The organism is Arthrobacter sp. YA7-1 (assembly GCF_025960325.1).
GTDB classification, from domain to species: domain Bacteria; phylum Actinomycetota; class Actinomycetes; order Actinomycetales; family Micrococcaceae; genus Arthrobacter; species Arthrobacter bambusae_A.
The window spans coordinates 3323181-3339153 of sequence record NZ_CP110114.1 but is presented as its reverse complement, the minus strand read 5'-3'; the positions used below and the strand labels follow the sequence as shown (position 1 = coordinate 3339153).

The 15973-nt window shown below is 64.4% G+C and carries 18 protein-coding genes; 7 read left to right on the top strand and 11 right to left on the bottom strand.

Annotated features, from left to right (window positions below):
* Positions 1 to 15: 15 nt before the first annotated feature.
* From OIT41_RS15640 to OIT41_RS15610, 7 genes are all read right to left on the bottom strand, one after another.
* A complete protein-coding gene (locus tag OIT41_RS15640; protein WP_264636761.1) occupies positions 16 to 240 on the bottom strand; it encodes an NF038396 family protein in 225 nt (74 codons plus the stop codon).
* A gap of 2 nt (positions 241 to 242) precedes the next feature.
* A complete protein-coding gene (locus OIT41_RS15635) occupies positions 243 to 830 on the bottom strand; it encodes a dihydrofolate reductase (RefSeq protein ID WP_264636760.1) in 588 nt (195 codons plus the stop codon).
* Complete coding sequence (locus tag OIT41_RS15630) at positions 827 to 1630, bottom strand: thymidylate synthase (protein WP_284763903.1); 804 nt, start codon at positions 1628 to 1630, stop codon at positions 827 to 829. The genes OIT41_RS15635 and OIT41_RS15630 overlap by 4 nt, the downstream gene beginning before the upstream one ends.
* An 18-nt stretch (positions 1631 to 1648) precedes the next feature.
* Entirely contained in the window at positions 1649 to 2617 is a 969-nt protein-coding gene (locus tag OIT41_RS15625; protein ID WP_264636759.1) for an NUDIX hydrolase, read from the bottom strand.
* An 11-nt stretch (positions 2618 to 2628) separates the two neighbouring features.
* A complete protein-coding gene (locus tag OIT41_RS15620; protein WP_078108055.1) occupies positions 2629 to 4878 on the bottom strand; it encodes an RNA degradosome polyphosphate kinase in 2250 nt (749 codons plus the stop codon).
* 105 nt (positions 4879 to 4983) lie between these two features.
* Positions 4984 to 5955, bottom strand: coding sequence for a mycothiol synthase (gene mshD, locus OIT41_RS15615; protein WP_264636758.1), 972 nt, complete (start codon positions 5953 to 5955; stop codon positions 4984 to 4986).
* A gap of 246 nt (positions 5956 to 6201) precedes the next feature.
* The gene (locus OIT41_RS15610; RefSeq protein ID WP_059387339.1) at positions 6202 to 6900 is read right to left on the bottom strand and encodes a winged-helix domain-containing protein; all 699 of its coding nucleotides are present in this window, start codon (positions 6898 to 6900) and stop codon (positions 6202 to 6204) included.
* 317 nt (positions 6901 to 7217) lie between these two features.
* Between OIT41_RS15610 and OIT41_RS15605 the strand changes: the two genes are divergently transcribed.
* From OIT41_RS15605 to OIT41_RS15575, 7 genes are all read left to right on the top strand, one after another.
* Complete coding sequence (locus tag OIT41_RS15605; RefSeq protein WP_241707074.1) at positions 7218 to 7952, top strand: permease; 735 nt, start codon at positions 7218 to 7220, stop codon at positions 7950 to 7952.
* Between the two features lie 166 nt (positions 7953 to 8118).
* Positions 8119 to 8718 carry an FABP family protein gene (locus tag OIT41_RS15600; RefSeq protein WP_264636757.1) on the top strand — a complete coding sequence of 200 codons (600 nt, stop codon included), beginning with the start codon at positions 8119 to 8121 and terminating at the stop codon, positions 8716 to 8718.
* A gap of 85 nt (positions 8719 to 8803) precedes the next feature.
* Complete coding sequence (locus OIT41_RS15595) at positions 8804 to 9526, top strand: flavodoxin family protein (RefSeq protein WP_078108059.1); 723 nt, start codon at positions 8804 to 8806, stop codon at positions 9524 to 9526.
* A 22-nt stretch (positions 9527 to 9548) separates the two neighbouring features.
* On the top strand, positions 9549 to 10634 hold the full coding sequence (locus OIT41_RS15590; protein WP_078108060.1) for a YgfZ/GcvT domain-containing protein: 1086 nt from the start codon (positions 9549 to 9551) through the stop codon (positions 10632 to 10634).
* On the top strand, positions 10631 to 11044 hold the full coding sequence (locus tag OIT41_RS15585) for an ankyrin repeat domain-containing protein (protein WP_264636756.1): 414 nt from the start codon (positions 10631 to 10633) through the stop codon (positions 11042 to 11044). The genes OIT41_RS15590 and OIT41_RS15585 overlap by 4 nt, the downstream gene beginning before the upstream one ends.
* Before the next feature lie 98 nt (positions 11045 to 11142).
* Positions 11143 to 11703, top strand: a complete 561-nt coding sequence (locus tag OIT41_RS15580) for a PadR family transcriptional regulator (RefSeq protein WP_078108062.1) — start codon at positions 11143 to 11145, stop codon at positions 11701 to 11703.
* Between the two features lie 54 nt (positions 11704 to 11757).
* Positions 11758 to 13281 (top strand): DHA2 family efflux MFS transporter permease subunit, encoded by a 1524-nt coding sequence (locus tag OIT41_RS15575; RefSeq protein WP_241707079.1) that lies wholly within the window; start codon positions 11758 to 11760, stop codon positions 13279 to 13281.
* Positions 13282 to 13352: 71 nt separating this feature from the next.
* Here the strand turns inward: OIT41_RS15575 and OIT41_RS15570 are convergent, their stop codons facing one another.
* From OIT41_RS15570 to OIT41_RS15555, 4 genes are all read right to left on the bottom strand, one after another.
* Positions 13353 to 14084, bottom strand: coding sequence for a GNAT family N-acetyltransferase (locus OIT41_RS15570; protein ID WP_241707080.1), 732 nt, complete (start codon positions 14082 to 14084; stop codon positions 13353 to 13355).
* 94 nt (positions 14085 to 14178) lie between these two features.
* Positions 14179 to 15204: an ATP-dependent 6-phosphofructokinase gene (locus OIT41_RS15565; protein ID WP_078108065.1), complete on the bottom strand. Its 1026-nt coding sequence runs from the start codon at positions 15202 to 15204 to the stop codon at positions 14179 to 14181.
* Between the two features lie 159 nt (positions 15205 to 15363).
* Entirely contained in the window at positions 15364 to 15621 is a 258-nt protein-coding gene (locus OIT41_RS15560; protein ID WP_078108066.1) for a PspC domain-containing protein, read from the bottom strand.
* Positions 15622 to 15666: 45 nt separating this feature from the next.
* Positions 15667 to 15972, bottom strand: a complete 306-nt coding sequence (locus tag OIT41_RS15555; protein WP_264636755.1) for a hypothetical protein — start codon at positions 15970 to 15972, stop codon at positions 15667 to 15669.
* Position 15973: the final 1 nt, after the last annotated feature.

Sequence of the window (15973 nt, the reverse complement as noted above, 5' to 3'; positions counted from 1 at the left end):
GACATCTAATGCGAGCTACTTGGGTGAGGCGTCGGGTTCTTCCAGCAGGGCCGCCTTTCGGGCACGCAGGGCGTAGAACGCGCCGAAAGCGAAAACCTGGGTTACCACTATCAGGACGATGATCCCCAGGATCTTGTTGCCGCCCAGGATCATGGTGAGCCCGACGATCGCGGACAAGAGCGCGAAGAGCGGCAACAGCATGTAGCCGAGCACGAACAGGGTCTCAGGTTTCTTCAGCATTCTCAGTCTTCCGTCCGGCGCCACGTGGCGATGCGGTAGTTGGTGCCGTTCTTGGCGGTCAGCCAGCCCTCAGCCGGTTGCGTCGCCTCAAGATTCCAAGCCTCACCGAACTCCGGCGCGAAGGTGTCGCCGTCGATGTCGGAATCGATGACCGTAACGACGGCGACATTCGCGATGTCCATGGACTGCCGGTAAATTTCGCCTCCGCCGATGATCCAGACATTCTGGCCGCCCGGTGCGAACTGGGACTCGAGGAGTGCGGCATCAAGTGAGGAGACGACGACGGCGCCACGTGCTTCGGGCGAGTCCGCCCAGCCGTGTTGCCGGGTCACCACGATGTTGGTGCGGCCGGGCAGAGGACGGTACTTTGCGGAGAAAGACTCCCACGTCTTCCGGCCCATGATGACCGGGTGCCCCGTGGTCAGCCGGCTGAAGTGCTGCAAATCTTCGGGAACGTGCCATGGCATGGTCCCGTCCTTGCCGATCACTCCGCTGCCGGTCTGTGCCCACACCAGGCCGATTCCGGTGAGCGTTTCCGCGCCCTCCCCGGAGGAAGGGGACTCCGCGGCAGGAGTTTCGTGGTTGCTCATATCGCCACGGGCGCTTTGATGGAGGGGTGGTGGCGGTAGCCGACTACTTCGAAGTCCTCGAAGGTGTAGTCGAAGATCGAGTCCGGCTTGCGGGCGAAGCGCAATTGCGGGTACTCGTACGGCTCCCGGGAGAGCTGTTCGGTGACTTGTTCAACGTGGTTGTCGTAAACGTGGACGTCTCCGCCGGTCCAGACGAAATCGCCGGGCTTAAGGCCCAGTTGCTGGGCCAGCATGCAGGTCAGCAACGCGTAGGAGGCGATGTTGAACGGAACACCCAGGAACATGTCGGCCGAACGCTGGTACAACTGGCAGGACAGCTTGCCGTCGGCAACGTAGAACTGGAAGAACGCGTGGCACGGCGGCAAGGCCATGTCCTTGATCTCGGACACGTTCCAGGCCGAAACGATGTGCCGGCGCGAATCCGGGTTGGCGGCCAGGCCCTTCATGAGTTCGGCGATCTGGTCGATGTGGCCGCCGTCGGGAGCCGGCCAGCTCCGCCACTGCACGCCGTACACCGGGCCGAGTTCGCCGTCGGCGTCTGCCCACTCATCCCAGATGGTGACGCCCTGCTCCTGGAGCCACTTCACGTTCGACTCGCCGCGGAGGAACCACAAGAGCTCCAGGGCCAGTGATTTGAAGTGCACCCGCTTGGTGGTGATGAGCGGGAAACCCTGGCTCAAATCGAAGCGCAGCTGGCGGCCGAAAACGCTCCGAGTGCCAGTGCCCGTGCGGTCCGACTTGTGCGTGCCGTTGGCCATGACGTCGCGCAGGAGGTCTTCATATGGGGTTGGGATGCTCACGCACCCAGCTTACTGGAGTCAGTCGTCGAAGGGCTTGATCTGTTCCACGGCCACTACGCGCTGGCCGTTTCCGCGGGCCACGTGGCACACGATGATCTCGCCGGGGGCCAGGTACGGGTCCTGGGCCGGAAGCGCCTCGTGAAGCTCCGGACCCATGCGTTCTCCAAGCGTCTTCAAGACGGTGGGGAGCGCCGGCCGGTGGGTGCACAACGCCACCGCGCGCTGCTTGTCGAACAAACCCTCGACGACGGCGGACGTCTTCTTCGGGCTCCGCTGGTGGTTGTGCTCCGTCAGGGCCTCGACAAGTTTCACTTTGGCTCCGGCTGACTTGGCGTACGGCGCGATGGTGGATACGCACCTGGCCCACGGACTGCTCACGATCCGCAGAGGCTTCCATACGCCCAGAAGCCGCTCCACGGCCAACGCCTGCCGCTGACCCGTCACGGCCAGCGGCCGGCTGCCCTCGGCCTTGGTCCAGGAGGACCGCGGCTTTGCCTTGGCATGGCGCACCAGAATCAGGGGCCACGTCTCCAGCTCACCATTAAGGTGGGCCTTCGCCAGCGCCTGGAGGGGACCCACGTCCGTCGGGTTGCTCAGGAAACGCGCCGCCTTGTCCGGCGCGGCCCACATGTAAGCGTCCACTTCGTTGCCGTCCGGCTTGATGATGGACCCGTTGACCTGCGTCGCCCAGTAGTGCACCACCTTCAGCCCGGCAGCCACATGGTAGTGCGTCGGAGGAAGGGGGATCCCGAGGGCTGCCTTGAGGCCGATTTCTTCCCTGATCTCGCGGACAGCGCACTCGGGGATGGTTTCCCCGGCGTCGAGCTTGCCCTTGGGCCAGGACCAGTCGTCGTACTTGGGCCGGTGAATCAGCAGGACCTCAAGGGCGCCCTTGGTGACGCGCCAGGGAATGGCGCCGGCCGCCGTGACGGCGATCGGCTCCCCGGGATGGTCCGTCTGGTCTGCAACAGGTGTATCGCTGTTCAACTTTTCGCTGCCTACCGCCGGGCGACTGCACGTTGGCGGGACCGGGAGGCAAGCAGCCAGGACTGGATGTCCAGCAGCGGCGAGCCGTCTTCGGCCTGGTGAAACCTGGTCCAGTGGCCTTGGTTGTCGAGGTGCCAGCTGGCCGTGCCGGGATCCATGTAGCGCCGCAGCAGGTCCATGACCTCGGCGGTGTCCTCCCGGCTGGAGAGCTGCACCAAGGCCTCGACCCGACGGTCGAGGTTGCGGTGCATCATGTCCGCTGAGCCGATGTAGACCACGGGATCGTTGGCATTGGCGAAGGCAAACACGCGGGAGTGCTCCAGGAAGCGGCCCAGGACGGAGCGGACCGTGATGTTCTCGCTCAATCCAGGCACTCCGGGGCGCAGCGAGCAGATGCCGCGGACAATGACGTCAACCTTCACCCCTGCCTGCGACGCCCTGTAAAGGGCGTCGATGATGGCTTCGTCCACCATGGAGTTGACCTTGATCTGGACCCGCGCGGTGATTCCCGCGCGGGCGTTGCGGATCTCGGTCTCGATCCTGTCGATCAATCCGGACCGCACCGAGCGGGGGGCCACGAGGAGCCGCTTGAACGTCGACTTGGGGGCATACCCGGAGAGCTGGTTGAAGAGCTTGGACAGGTCCTCGCCCACCTGCTCGTTGGAGGTCAGCAGACCGAGATCCTCGTAGTAGCGGGCCGTCCGGGGGTGGTAGTTGCCCGTGCCGATGTGGCAGTACCTGCGGAGGCCGTCCACTTCCTGGCGGACAACCAGGGACAACTTGCAGTGCGTCTTGAGTCCCACGATTCCGTACACCACGTGCACTCCGGCCTGCTCCAGTTTGCGCGCCCAGGAGATGTTGGCCTGCTCGTCAAAGCGGGCCTTGATCTCCACGAGGGCAAGCACCTGCTTGCCGGCTTCGGCAGCATCGATCAGCGCGTCCACGATGGGGGAATCGCCGGACGTGCGATACAGGGTCTGCTTGATGGCCTGGACCTTGGGGTCGGCGGCCGCCTGCTCGAGGAAAGCCTGGACCGACGTCGAGAACGAGTCGTACGGGTGGTGCAGCAGGATGTCGCGGCGGCGCATTGCCGCGAAGACGTTGGCGGCCTTGGACGTCTCGGATTCGTTCAGGTACCGCGAAGTATGGGGCACGTGCTTCGGGTAGTGGAGGTCGGCGCGGTCGATGCCGCCGATGACGGACAGGCCCCGGAGGTCCAGGGGTGCCGGGACGGAGTAGACCTCGGATTCCTCGACGCCGAGTTCCCGCACCAGGAGCGCGCGGATGTTCGGGTTGATGTCCGTGGTGACCTCAAGCCGGACGGGCGGGCCGAAGCGGCGGCGCAGAAGTTCTTTTTCAAGTGCCTGCAGGAGGTTCTCGGCGTCGTCCTCTTCAACTTCCACGTCCTCGTTGCGGGTGACGCGGAAGCTGTGGTGCTCCATGACTTCCATTCCGGGGAACAGCTTGTCCAGGTGCACCGCAATGACCTCTTCGAGCGCGATGAACCGGGCCACGCGGCCCGGGACCGCGCCGGCCCGCGGGCCGTCGATCGAAACGAGACGGGGCAGCTGGTCCGGAACCTTGACGCGGGCGAACAGTTCCTTGTCGCTCACGGGATTGCGGACAATCACGGCCAGGTTGAGGGAGAGCCCGGAAATATAGGGGAAGGGGTGGGCCGGATCGACGGCGAGGGGGGTGAGGATAGGGAAGACCTTCTCGCCGAACATGATGCTCAAACGGTGCTGGGCTTCGTCGTCGAGTTCGTCCCAGCGCATGAGGTGGATGTGCTCATAGGCCAAAGCGGGGCGGATCTGCTCGGCAAAAACGCGCGCGTGGCGTTCCTGCAGCTTCCGGGCCGCATCGCCGATCTGCTCCAGGACTTCGATGGGGCTCAGGCCGGCAGGGGAGGGAACCGCGAGTCCGGTGGCGATGCGACGCTTCAGGCCGGCTACCCGCACCATGAAGAATTCATCCAGGTTCGAGGCGAAGATGGAGAGGAAATTGACCCGCTCCAGCAGGAAGAGGTCCGGGTCCTCCGCGAGTTCGAGGACGCGCGAGTTGAAGGCGAGCCAACTCAGTTCGCGGTCCAGGAAACGGTCCGGAGTGATGTCGCCTTCGGGCTCGAGGGAGGGCGCAAACTCAGGAATGTCGATGCGGTCCTGGGTTGCCCGCGCTGCCGGGACTTCGGATGAACCGAAGCGGGGAGGCAAGGTTGCGCCCTTGACCTCGGTTTTGGTGGTTCCGACCGGGTCCGGGTTCATCGGGCTCTCCTTCTCGTTCAGCGCGGGGTTTGATTCAACCCTACAAGGATTCCACGTGCCGGAATCCTAGATGTCCTAGCCTTTCAGATACGCCTTGGTTCCGGGTTACTTCCCGGCTAACGGCGCATACATGACATCGACGTCCCAGCGCACGAATCCCAGCTTCTGGTACAGGGCGACGGCCGCGGTATTGTCGGCGTCCACGTACAGCATCACCGAGTGCAGCTCGTGGCTCTGCAGATACCTGATCCCGGCAACAGTGAGCGCCTTGCCGAGTCCCAGGCCTTGGGCTGCAGGCGTTACGCCGACGACGTAGACCTCGCCGATGGCCGGGTGGGTTCCTTGCCGGGGGTGCACCTTCGTCCAGTGGAAGCCGAGCAGCTCCCCGGCCGGATTCACGGCGAGCAGGAAACCTGCGGGGTCGAACCAGTCCTCGGCCATCCGGGCTTCCAGATCGGCCCGGGTGAGCGACCCCTGCTCTGGATGGTGGGCAAATGCTGCCCTGTTGGCAGCCAGCCAGGCGGACTCATCCTGACCCGGCACGAAGGCGCGCAGGGAGACTCCCTCAGGCAGGCCGGCGTCGCGCAGTTCCGCGGTGGAGGACATGAGGCGCATCTTCCACAGTTCACGTACGGGGCCGTAGCCGTAGCGGGCCGCGAGGTCCGCGGCGGCCTCGTGGTTTCCATGGGACCAGGCGTTCAGGCCCGCAAGCCCGCGGCTGTCCCGGAGCGAGTCCAACAGCCTCCCGGCGACACCCTGGTTGCGGTAGCTGGGGTGCACCGCCATTTCCAGGACCCCGGTCCCGTCGTCCGCTTCAACCACGACGGCGATTCCCGCCAGATCCTGGCCGCTCGCCGGATCGGACTGCTCGTCCGGGGCATACAGGGCCATGGTGAGCACTGAGTGGTCGCCGGAATCGGCTCCGCGCAGCATGACGAGGGTCTGTTCGGACAACGGGGGATTGCCGTCCGACTCCTCGGCAGCTGCGGCGAGCATTTTGATGTCTCTCAACAACTCGCTATCCGAGGCGCCTTTGACGACGAGTACGGGCCAGTTCTCCGGGTGCGCAGGGCTCATGCTGCAAGGCTATACGTCCCGGGCCGGTTTGGCGGGATGGATTTTGCAGGCACTCCCTTGGCCGTGTAAGGTCTATATCTCGTCCGGCTTTGCGAAGCAGGATACGAGGGGGATCCACCAGTGGGGTGGCCTCGATACGTTCGACCCGTATGTCCTCCACTCAAGCAAAGGAAGGCCCGGACTCCTGGAGTCCGGGCCTTCCTTGTGTTCGAAGCATGGGGTTCCGAAGCTTTGGGGTTTGGAAGCCTAGGCCTCCGTAAGCTCATCTTCCGGCAAGCGGACCAATGTCAGCCGGTAGCCGACATTGCGGACCGTGCTGATGAGGTTCTCGTGGTCCACGCCGAGCTTGGCGCGCAGGCGACGGACGTGGACGTCCACGGTGCGCGTGCCGCCGTAGTAGTCGTAGCCCCAGACCTCGGTGAGGAGCTGCTGGCGAGTGAACACCCTGCCCGGGTGCTGGGCCAGATACTTCAGGAGTTCGAACTCCTTGAAGGTCAGGTTGAGCGGCTGCCCGTTCACGCGGGCCGTGTAGCTTGCTTCGTCAATCACGACGCCGGCCGCCCGGATTTCGGTGTTGGTTTCCTCTTCGCCGGGAATCGCGCGGGCCACGGCCAGGCGGATCCGGGCTTCGACCTCCGCCGGTCCCGCAGAGTCGAGGACGATGTCATCCACTGACCATGCGGAAGAGACGGCAGCCATGCCACCTTCGGTGAGGATCAGGATGAGGGGTGCGCTCAAGCCCGTGGCCTTGAGGAGCTGGGTCAGGGAACGGGCCCCCACCAGGTCCTTGCGGGCATCCAGGAAAACGACGTCGGTGGGATCAGTCTCGAGCAATGCCGTGGGCTCGGCCGGAAGAATGTGGACCCGGTGGTTCAAGAGCTCCAAGGCGGGCAGGATGTCTACCGACGACCCGGTGCTGTTCGTCAGGAGCAGGATGTGCGACATAGTTCCTCCAATGGGCGGTCCGCGCATCATCGGGCGTCTGAACCGGGTTTCCACCGGCCGGTAGCTGCTTATGGGGCGTGGTTCCGTTGTAACGGAAGCGTTGCAACAAGAAGCGCTGTTGACAACCGAGTATACCCAAAGGCCCCTGCAACGTCAGGGATTCGTGTCACCTTCAACCCCTCTTTGCGACATATTTGTGCCGTATAAGGCAGGATTGTCACGAGGTTGGTCGCAGCTTGGATCGAAACGGAGTCCCCGAGGGGACCCGCGGATCGAGCGCACAGCGAGGTAAGGGACACAGTGAGGTCAGGGGCGCAGTGAAGTCTTGGAGCATCGGGGTGGTCGGCCTCGTGGCGCTCGCGGTTTTCGTCGCCAGCTCTTACGGCCCCACGGAGGGGTTGGTCGCCGTCGGAGTTCTGGCGTCGGCCGCCGTCGGCGTCGGCTGGCCCCATTTTCTTGCAGTCCCCGCCAAGAAGACCCTCGCAGCCGTGATCGGGCTGAGCGGCGCGGGTTCGGCCCTGGCTGCAGGCTTCGTCCCGGCCCCCGGATTTCTCGACGCGACGCCGGGCTTCATCGCCGCCGGCGTGATTGCGGTGTTCGTCGTGCAGCTGATCCGCGGAACAGGGCAGGCCCAACGGCTCGAATCGACCCTGGGCAGTTGTGCCGGCGTCCTGCTGAGCTGCCTTGGCGCGGGCTGGATTGCGGGTGCGAGGTTCAACGGCATCAAGGAAATGCTGTTGGTCGCGGCCCTCAGTGCCGCGGTAGCCCTCCTCGCAGGCTTGTTGCGCTGGCCGGACCGGGTCGTGGCGCCCCTGGGCATCGTGGCGGCCGGTTTGGTGGCCCCGCTGGCGGGCCTGGTGTTCTCCGATATCGCGATCGTTCCCGCCATTGTCGTGGGCGTCGTGATCGGTTCGGTCCTGGTCAGTTTCCGTCGGATGGTGACGCTTCGGCTCGGCCGGCTGAATTTCCCGGCCGTCCTTGGAATGGGCGTTGCACCCGTCTGGGCGGTTGGGGCCATGTGCTACTTCATCGACAAACTACTCATCTACTAACAGTTAGGATGGCATCATGTCCGTACTTGCATTTGAAATCTTCTTCCTCGTCCTCCTCGGCCTGGCCAGCCTCTCGATGGCATGGTTCGCTGGTTTTGTCGTTTACCGTCTCTTCAAGGGCCAGAAGTAGAGCTTCTGTACCTTCCGGTCCACTGAGGTAGTTGCTGTGCCCATCGAAATCCCTTCCGACCTGACACCCGAACTGGTACCCCTTTCCTGGCTCATTGGTGAGTGGGAAGGCCGGGGACGGCTGGGGACCGGTGAAGAAGACTCGGAACACTTCATCCAGCATGTCTCTTTCACGCACCACGGTCTGCCGTACTTGGAGTACCGGGCGGAAAGCTGGCTCAGCGACGAGGACGGCACCAAATTGCGGCCTCTCACCGTGGAAACGGGCTTCTGGGCGCTGGAGCGGAAAATGCTCGACGCCGACGGCGGACCGGGCCTGATTCCGGCGGAAATGGTCCCGGTATTGAAGACGGCCGACGACGTCGAGGCGCACCGGAACGCGGACGGCGGGTTCGACATCGCCGTGACGATAGCCCATCCCGGTGGCATCAGCGAGCTGTACTACGGCCAAATCAAGGGGCCGCAGATCCAGTTGAGCACCGACATGGTGATGCGCGGCGGCCACTCCAAGGAATACACTGCGGCCACACGTATCTTCGGCCTCGTGGATGGCAATCTATTGTGGCGTTGGGATGTGTCCACCGCGGGCAAATCGCTCGAGGCCCACGCTTCGGCTTTCCTGAACAAGGTTTCCTAGGGGCCTGTTCGCTGGCTTCAAGGTCTCACCGAAGAGGTCTCACTGAACGTCCCGTTTCGTAGTCCGAACCACAGGGGAGCAGCAAGTGAACGAAGCAACAAAGCCCGCAAGCTATGACGATCTCAAGGCTGTGTTTTTCAACGGGACACTCAAACCATCCCCGCAAGTGAGCAATACCGACGGACTGATCACCATCAGCCGGCGCATCATGGAAAAGCAGGGCGTCAGTACCCAGGTCATCCGCACCGTGGATCACGACATTGCCGCCGGTGTGTATCCGGACATGCGCGAACATGGCTGGGCCACGGACGAATGGCCGGAGTTGTACCCGGCTGTGCTGGAAGCCGACATCGTGGTGGTGGCCGGTCCTATCTGGCTTGGCGATAACTCCTCCCAGACCAAGAAGCTCATCGAACGGCTCTACGCCCATTCGGGCCAGCTCAACAGCAAGGGCCAGTGGGCCTACTATCCGAAGGTCGGCGGCTGCCTGATCACCGGCAACGAGGACGGCATCAAGCACTGCGCCATGAACGTCCTGTACAGCCTCCAGCACGTCGGTTTCACCATCCCGCCCCAGGCCGATGCCGGCTGGATCGGTGCGGTCGGCCCCGGCCCCAGCTACCTCGACGAAGGATCAGGTGGCCCCGAGAGCGACTTCACCAACCGGAACACCACGTTCATGACCTGGAACCTGCTCCACTACGCCCGGATGCTCAAGGATGCAGGCGGCATTCCTGCGTACGGCAACCTCCCGGATGAATGGAAAGCCGGCACGCGCTTCGATTTTGAAAACCCGGAATACCGCTGAGCCCCAAGGACTTCTACTACATATGACTTACACGAGCCCCCTTTTGTCGCGCCCCGGAGCTGTGGAAGGCGGCGGCGAGGACTCCGGCGTCGCGGCCCACTACGGCGAGCCCTTGCGTGAGCAGCGCGCCCTCGCCGCCGGCACCGCCGTCGTCGATCTTTCCTACCGGGGCGTCGTCACGGTCACGGGACCGGACCGCCTCAGCTGGCTCAACACCCTTTCCTCGCAGCAACTGACCAACCTCCAACCGCGCGTCTCCAGCGAATTGCTGCTCCTCACCATCCAGGGCCGCATCGAGTTCGATGCCCGCGTGGTGGACGACGGCGACACCACCTGGCTGCTGGTCGAGGCCGCCGAGGCCGCCCCGCTGGCGGAATGGCTCAACAAGATGCGCTTCATGTTGCGCGTCGAGGTGGCCGACGTGTCTTCCGATTGGGCGGTTGTCGGCGCAACCAAGGCCATTGACGCATGGTCGGAACGGCTGGTCTGGGAGGACCCGTGGCCGCATATCGGCGTCGGCGGCTACTCCTACAGCGTGGTGGAGGAAAGCTCCCATCCCGGCCTCGAGCGTCCCTGGTTCGAGTACCTCATTCCCGCGGCCGAGCTTGAAGCGGCCGTCGAGGGCATGGCACTCGCCGGTTCCCTGGCGGCGGAGGCGCTCCGTATTGCCGCCTGGCGTCCCCGGCTCGGCGCGGAGACGGACGAGAAGACCATCCCGCACGAGCTCGATCTCCTGCGGACCTCGGTCCACCTGTCCAAGGGCTGCTACAAGGGCCAGGAGACCATCGCACGTGTCCACAACCTTGGACACCCGCCCCGGCGGCTCGTCTTCCTGCAATTGGACGGCTCGCAGCACACCCTCCCGGCGCCGGGCAGCGTCGTATTTGCCGGAGAGCGCAAGGTGGGTACGCTGACATCCGTGGCCCAGCATTTCGAGATGGGGGCGGTGGGACTGGCGCTGATCAAGCGCTCAGTGGATCCCCAGGAAGTGCTGACCGTGCTGGACGGCGAAGAGCCTTATCCGGCCGCCCAGGAAGTAATCGTCGCGCCCGACGCCGGACAGGTGGTGGGGCGCCAGTCCGGATTCCTGAAGGGACCCCATCGATGAGCGAAACCACCGGCGCTGACGCCCAAGCGACAGGTGTCGACGACGAGGCCATTGCCCTGGCGCACACCTTGTTCGATGCTGCCAGGGAAGGCAACTCGGTGCTCCTGCGCAGCTACCTCAACGCCGGTGCGCCGGCTGGAATGCGCACTGCCGCCGGCGACTCGCTTCTGATGCTCGCCGCATATAACGGCCATGCCGAAACCGTTCAGCTCCTGTTGAACCACGGTGCAGACGCAAACGGGGCGAACGATCGTGGCCAGACTCCGCTGGCCGGCGCAGTTTTCAAGGGTTACACGGAGGTGGCCCGGTTTCTGGTTGACGCCGGGGCCGATCCCGACGCCGGTACGCCCACGGCGCGCGAGGCCGCGCGGATGTTTGCCCGCACGGAGATACTCGAACTGCTCGGATAAACCAAGGCGGCCCGCCGGGCATGGCTGGCGGACCGCTTGCGATCAGTTATTCCATGTGGAATAGTTGATATGGAATAGTTCGCACGGAGGATGGGGAAATGGCACGAGCCGCACTGACTCCACTTGGCGTCGCCGCGTTGGCCCTCCTTGTCGAGGCGCCGATGCATCCGTACGAGATGTACCAGCTCCTGATGGCCCGCCATGAGGACCGCTTGGTCAAAGTCCGGCCGGGCACGCTCTACCACGCCGTCGCTCGGCTGGAAGAAGCAGGCTTGGTCGAGTCGACGGGCACTGACCGCGCCGGCAACCGGCCCGAGCGCACCACCTACCGGATCACCGGAACCGGCCGGGAGGCGCTGACGGAGCGCCTCCAGAACATGCTTTCGGAACCCGTGAACGAATACCCGATTTTTCCCCATGCGATCGCCGAGGCACACAACCTGCCGTCCGGCGTCGTACTCGAACTCCTGGACCACCGCGTGGCGAACTTGGAAAACCAGCTCGACTTCCTGGTCCAAGGAGAAGAAGCCGTCGCTGCCAAAGGCGTCGAGCCCAAGTTTTGGATCGACGTCAAGTACCAACAAACCATGCTGCGGACGGAAATCGACTGGATACGCACCTTCCAGGACGATCTCCGCAGCGGGCAATTGCCATGGTAAGCGCCCGTCCCACGCACCAACCTGCAATCGATTCAGCACAGTCAAAGGAAACCCATGGAAAACGTCGCTAAACCGTGGCCCGCACTGTGGTCCCTCGTGGTCGGGTTCTTCATGATCCTGATCGACACCACCATCGTCTCCGTGGCGAACCCACGGATCATGGAGGGCCTGCACACCGATATCAACTCGGTCATCTGGGTGACGAGCGCTTACCTCCTCGCCTACGCCGTGCCGCTGCTGATCACCGGAAGGCTCGGGGACCGCTTCGGGCCCAAGAACCTCTACCTGATCGGTCTCGTTGTCTTCACCTTGGCTTCGCTGTGGTGCGGCCTTTCGGGCGACATCGGCATGCTCATCGCGGCCCGGGTGGTCCAAGGCATCGGCGCGGCCATGATGACGCCCCAAACCATGGCCGTCATCACCCGGATCTTCCCGCCGGACCGCCGCGGCGCAGCCATGGGCCTTTGGGGCGCCACGGCCGGCATGGCCATCCTCGTCGGCCCGATCCTCGGCGGCGTGCTGGTCGACGGCCTCGGCTGGCAGTGGATCTTCTTCGTCAACGTTCCCATCGGCGTCGTTGCCTTCGTCCTCGTGACCCGGCTGGTACCGAAGCTGACCACGCACAGCCACAAGTTCGACGTCCTGGGAGTGCTGCTGTCGGCAGCCGGGATGTTCCTGCTGGTGTTCGGCATCCAGGAAGGCCAAAGCTACAAGTGGGGCACCGTCACCGGACCCATTACCGTGTGGGGACTGATCATCACGGGCCTCGTTGTCCTGGCCGTGTTTGTCTTCTGGCAGTGGTTGCTGGAGCGCCGCGGCGGTGAGCCTTTGCTGCCTCTTGGCCTGTTCAAGGACCGCAACTTCTCCTTGGGCAACACCACCATCATGGCGGTGGGCTTCACCATCACCGCGTTCCCGCTGCCCACGATTTTCTATTACCAGGTGGTCCGCGGGTTGTCCCCGACGCAGTCCGCCTTGCTGATGATCCCCATGGCCGTGATCTCCGGCGCCTTGGCACCTTTTGTCGGCAAGCTGATCGACCGCATCAACCCGCGCTGGTTCGCCGCCTTCGGGCTCCTTTGCCTGTCCGGAGCGCTCTTCTGGACCGGCTCGCTCCTGAAGCCGGACACACCCATTTGGATGTTCCTTCTGCCGAGCGCCCTCCAGGGCGTGGCCAACGGTTTCATTTGGGGACCGGTCTCCAACGCCACCACCCGCAACCTCCCGCCGCGTTCCGCCGGAGCCGGTTCCGGTGTCTTCAACACGACGCGCCAGATCGGTGCCGTGCTGGGATCCGCCGCGATTGCCGCGCTGATCCAGTCCCGGCTCGCGGCTGAGCTGCCCGCGGCTCCGCCAGGTGCCGCCCCGGCCGGGGAAGGCGGATTCACCGGAAGTTTGCCTGAATTCCTGCACGCCGGCTTCTCGACGGCGATGAGCCAGTCGGTCTTGCTGCCGGCGTTTGCGATTCTGTTGGGCGCCGTAGCGGCGTTGTTGTTCGGCAAGCCCCAAGCCGTCCGGGGATGGGGTTCACCGGCTGCCGCAGGGGCCAAGCCTGAGACTGTTTCGCAAGACAGTTAGCCCGCGCGAACTGGCAGACGATGCCCCCAAAATGCGGGCATCGTCTGCCAACTCGCGGCCAGGGCAAGTCGCTAGCGGAGCAGTACGGAGGTCTGGATACCGCCGTCGGCGAATCCCAGCCTTCGGGCCAAGGCCATGGAACCCCGGTTGTCCAGAGCGGTCCGCCACTGCAGCGTCAGGCCGGAAGCGAGTGCCTCGTGGGCGGCGATCGAGGCAGCCAGGGTTCCGAGCCCCTGCCGGCGCAATTCGGGCGGCACCAGGACGCCCATGTCTGCGAGGATCCCTTGCCATTCTGCGTAGGCGCCGCAGGCCACCGGTTTGCGGTCCGGTTCGTTCCCGTCCATCACGGTGAAATGGTGGTCCATTTTTGAGAGGTGGACCTCGTTGACGTCGTCCGGAGGGCACCTGCCCTCCAACTCGATTGCCTCCGGATGGCCGTGGGAGACGGTGACTTCACCGCCCGGCTGGAAGAGGGGTAAATCGTCGGCGAACAGCAGTGCCGACGTCCCGAGCCCGTGGCCGCCGTGTTCGCGACTGATCCGCAACAGTGTGGAATGCTCGCTCAGTTGATCGTCTGAGAACCCGACGGCGGCGGCCACCGCCCAAGCCGGAGCCACCAATGCGGAGCGGCCAAAGAGCCTCACGAACGTGATGGATTCGGCGTCGTCGTCTTCCCTGACCAAGCGCTCCCCAGTGCGGGCAGCGGCTGGGCCGGAGACGAAACTGAAGGCCTCGTCGTCGAACCCCAAGTGCCGGGCCCAGGCCAGCAGCACAATTTCCGCCGATCCCGCATCAAGTTCCATGACATCGAGTCTATGCAGTCACCGGAAAGGGAAGGAGCAGGCGGCCACCTCGTGGTACCCGCCTGCTCCAGGAAGATTCCTTTGAGGGGCCGGCTCAGCCGAACAGTACCGCGGCTTCGTCGTAGCGGTTCTGTGGGACGGTCTTGAGTTTGCCGAGGGCAGCTTCGAAGCCCACATGCTCGATGTCGGTGCCCTTGAGGGCCACCATGGTTCCCCAGCGGCCTTCCACGACGGAATCGATGGCTGCCATGCCCAGCCGGGTGGCCAGCACGCGGTCGAAAGCCGAGGGGACGCCGCCGCGCTGGATGTGGCCGAGGATCGTGGCGCGGGTCTCGATGCCCGTGCGGGCTTCGATTTCGGGGGCGAGCTGGTCCGCGATGCCGCCCAAGCGGGGCCGGCCGAAGGTGTCAAGGCCGCGTTCGGAGTGCGGGGCTTCCATGTGGTCCGGGACAAAACCCTCGGCAACAACAATCAACGGTGCGCGGCCACGATCGTGGGCTTCCTGGACCCATTCCGTGATCTGCTCGATGCTGACTTTCTGTTCGGGGATCAGGATGGCATGCGCGCCCGCGGCCATGCCCGCGTGCAGGGCGATCCAGCCCACGTGGCGTCCCATGACCTCGGCGATCATGCAGCGGTGATGGGATTCTCCGGTGGTGCGCAGCCGGTCGATGGCTTCCGTGGCGATCTGGACGGCGGTATCGAAGCCGAAGGTGTAGTCGGTGGCGTCGAGGTCGTTGTCCACGGTCTTGGGGACGCCCACGATCCTTAGGCCCGCGTCGGTGAGGCGCTTCGCAGCGGCCAAGGTGCCTTCGCCGCCGATGGCAATGATCGCGTCGATGCCGAGGCGGTCCATGTGGGCCTTGATGACATCCGGCCCGCCGCCGTTCTCGAACGGGTTGGTGCGGGACGTGCCAAGGATGGTTCCACCCTGTTTGGCGATACCGCGGACCATCGTGCGGGGAATGTCGATGACGTCGCCCTCCACGACGCCCCGCCAACCATCCCGGAAACCGACGAATTCCTGGCCGTGGATGGCAATTCCCTTGAGGACGGCGCCGCGGATGACGGCGTTGAGTCCGGGGCAGTCGCCACCGCTGGTAAGGATTCCAATTTTCATGAGGGCTCAAATCCTGGCTAGGAGGTATACGTGCAGAGCGCCACGCTGAGCTCACAACGATTGTAGGGGGAAATGTGGGGTGGGACACAAACCATGACCACCGCCGTGGATGAGACTTTTGAAATAACCAGGAAACAGCCCGGGCAAGCCCGGGCCGTGCTAGTTCTTCCCTTGCGAACGCTGGGTGAGGAAAGATTCCAGCGCAATGTCGCCCCTTTGGTTGGGAAGCAACAGCCACGCCACGATGTAGATGAGCACGGCTGGCCCGGGTAGCAGGCAGAAGATCAGATAGCCGATGCGGACGTAGGCCACGTCCACGTTCAGTTTGGCGGCGATGCCACCGCACACCCCGCCGATCAAACGCTGCGGACCGCGCTTCAGGCCGATGCCTCGTACGATGCTGAAGAACTTGTTCATGGCTAGAGCCTTCCGTGTTGTGGCGGCTTTGTCACGTGCTTCTTGCTAGCGGCGGCCGGAATCGGCGGCGCCGGTCCCGGAGCCAGGGCCGGACCCGTTGCCTTTTCGGGAGCGCGCCGACACCAGCCCTCCGATCACGAGTGCCGCACCTGCTCCGATCATGAGCCCGATCAGCACATAGTTGCCGTTGAGGGCCACGAGGCCGAGTTTGGAAATGATGATCAAGGCTGCGAGAGCCAGGACGATCAGCCCCCAGACCACCGTGCCCACCCTTGCCCGGGCTTGGGGCGGGGATGCAGGCGCCGGGACGGGGTCTGGTTCGAAGGCCCGCGTGGGTTCGTGCGTGCTCATG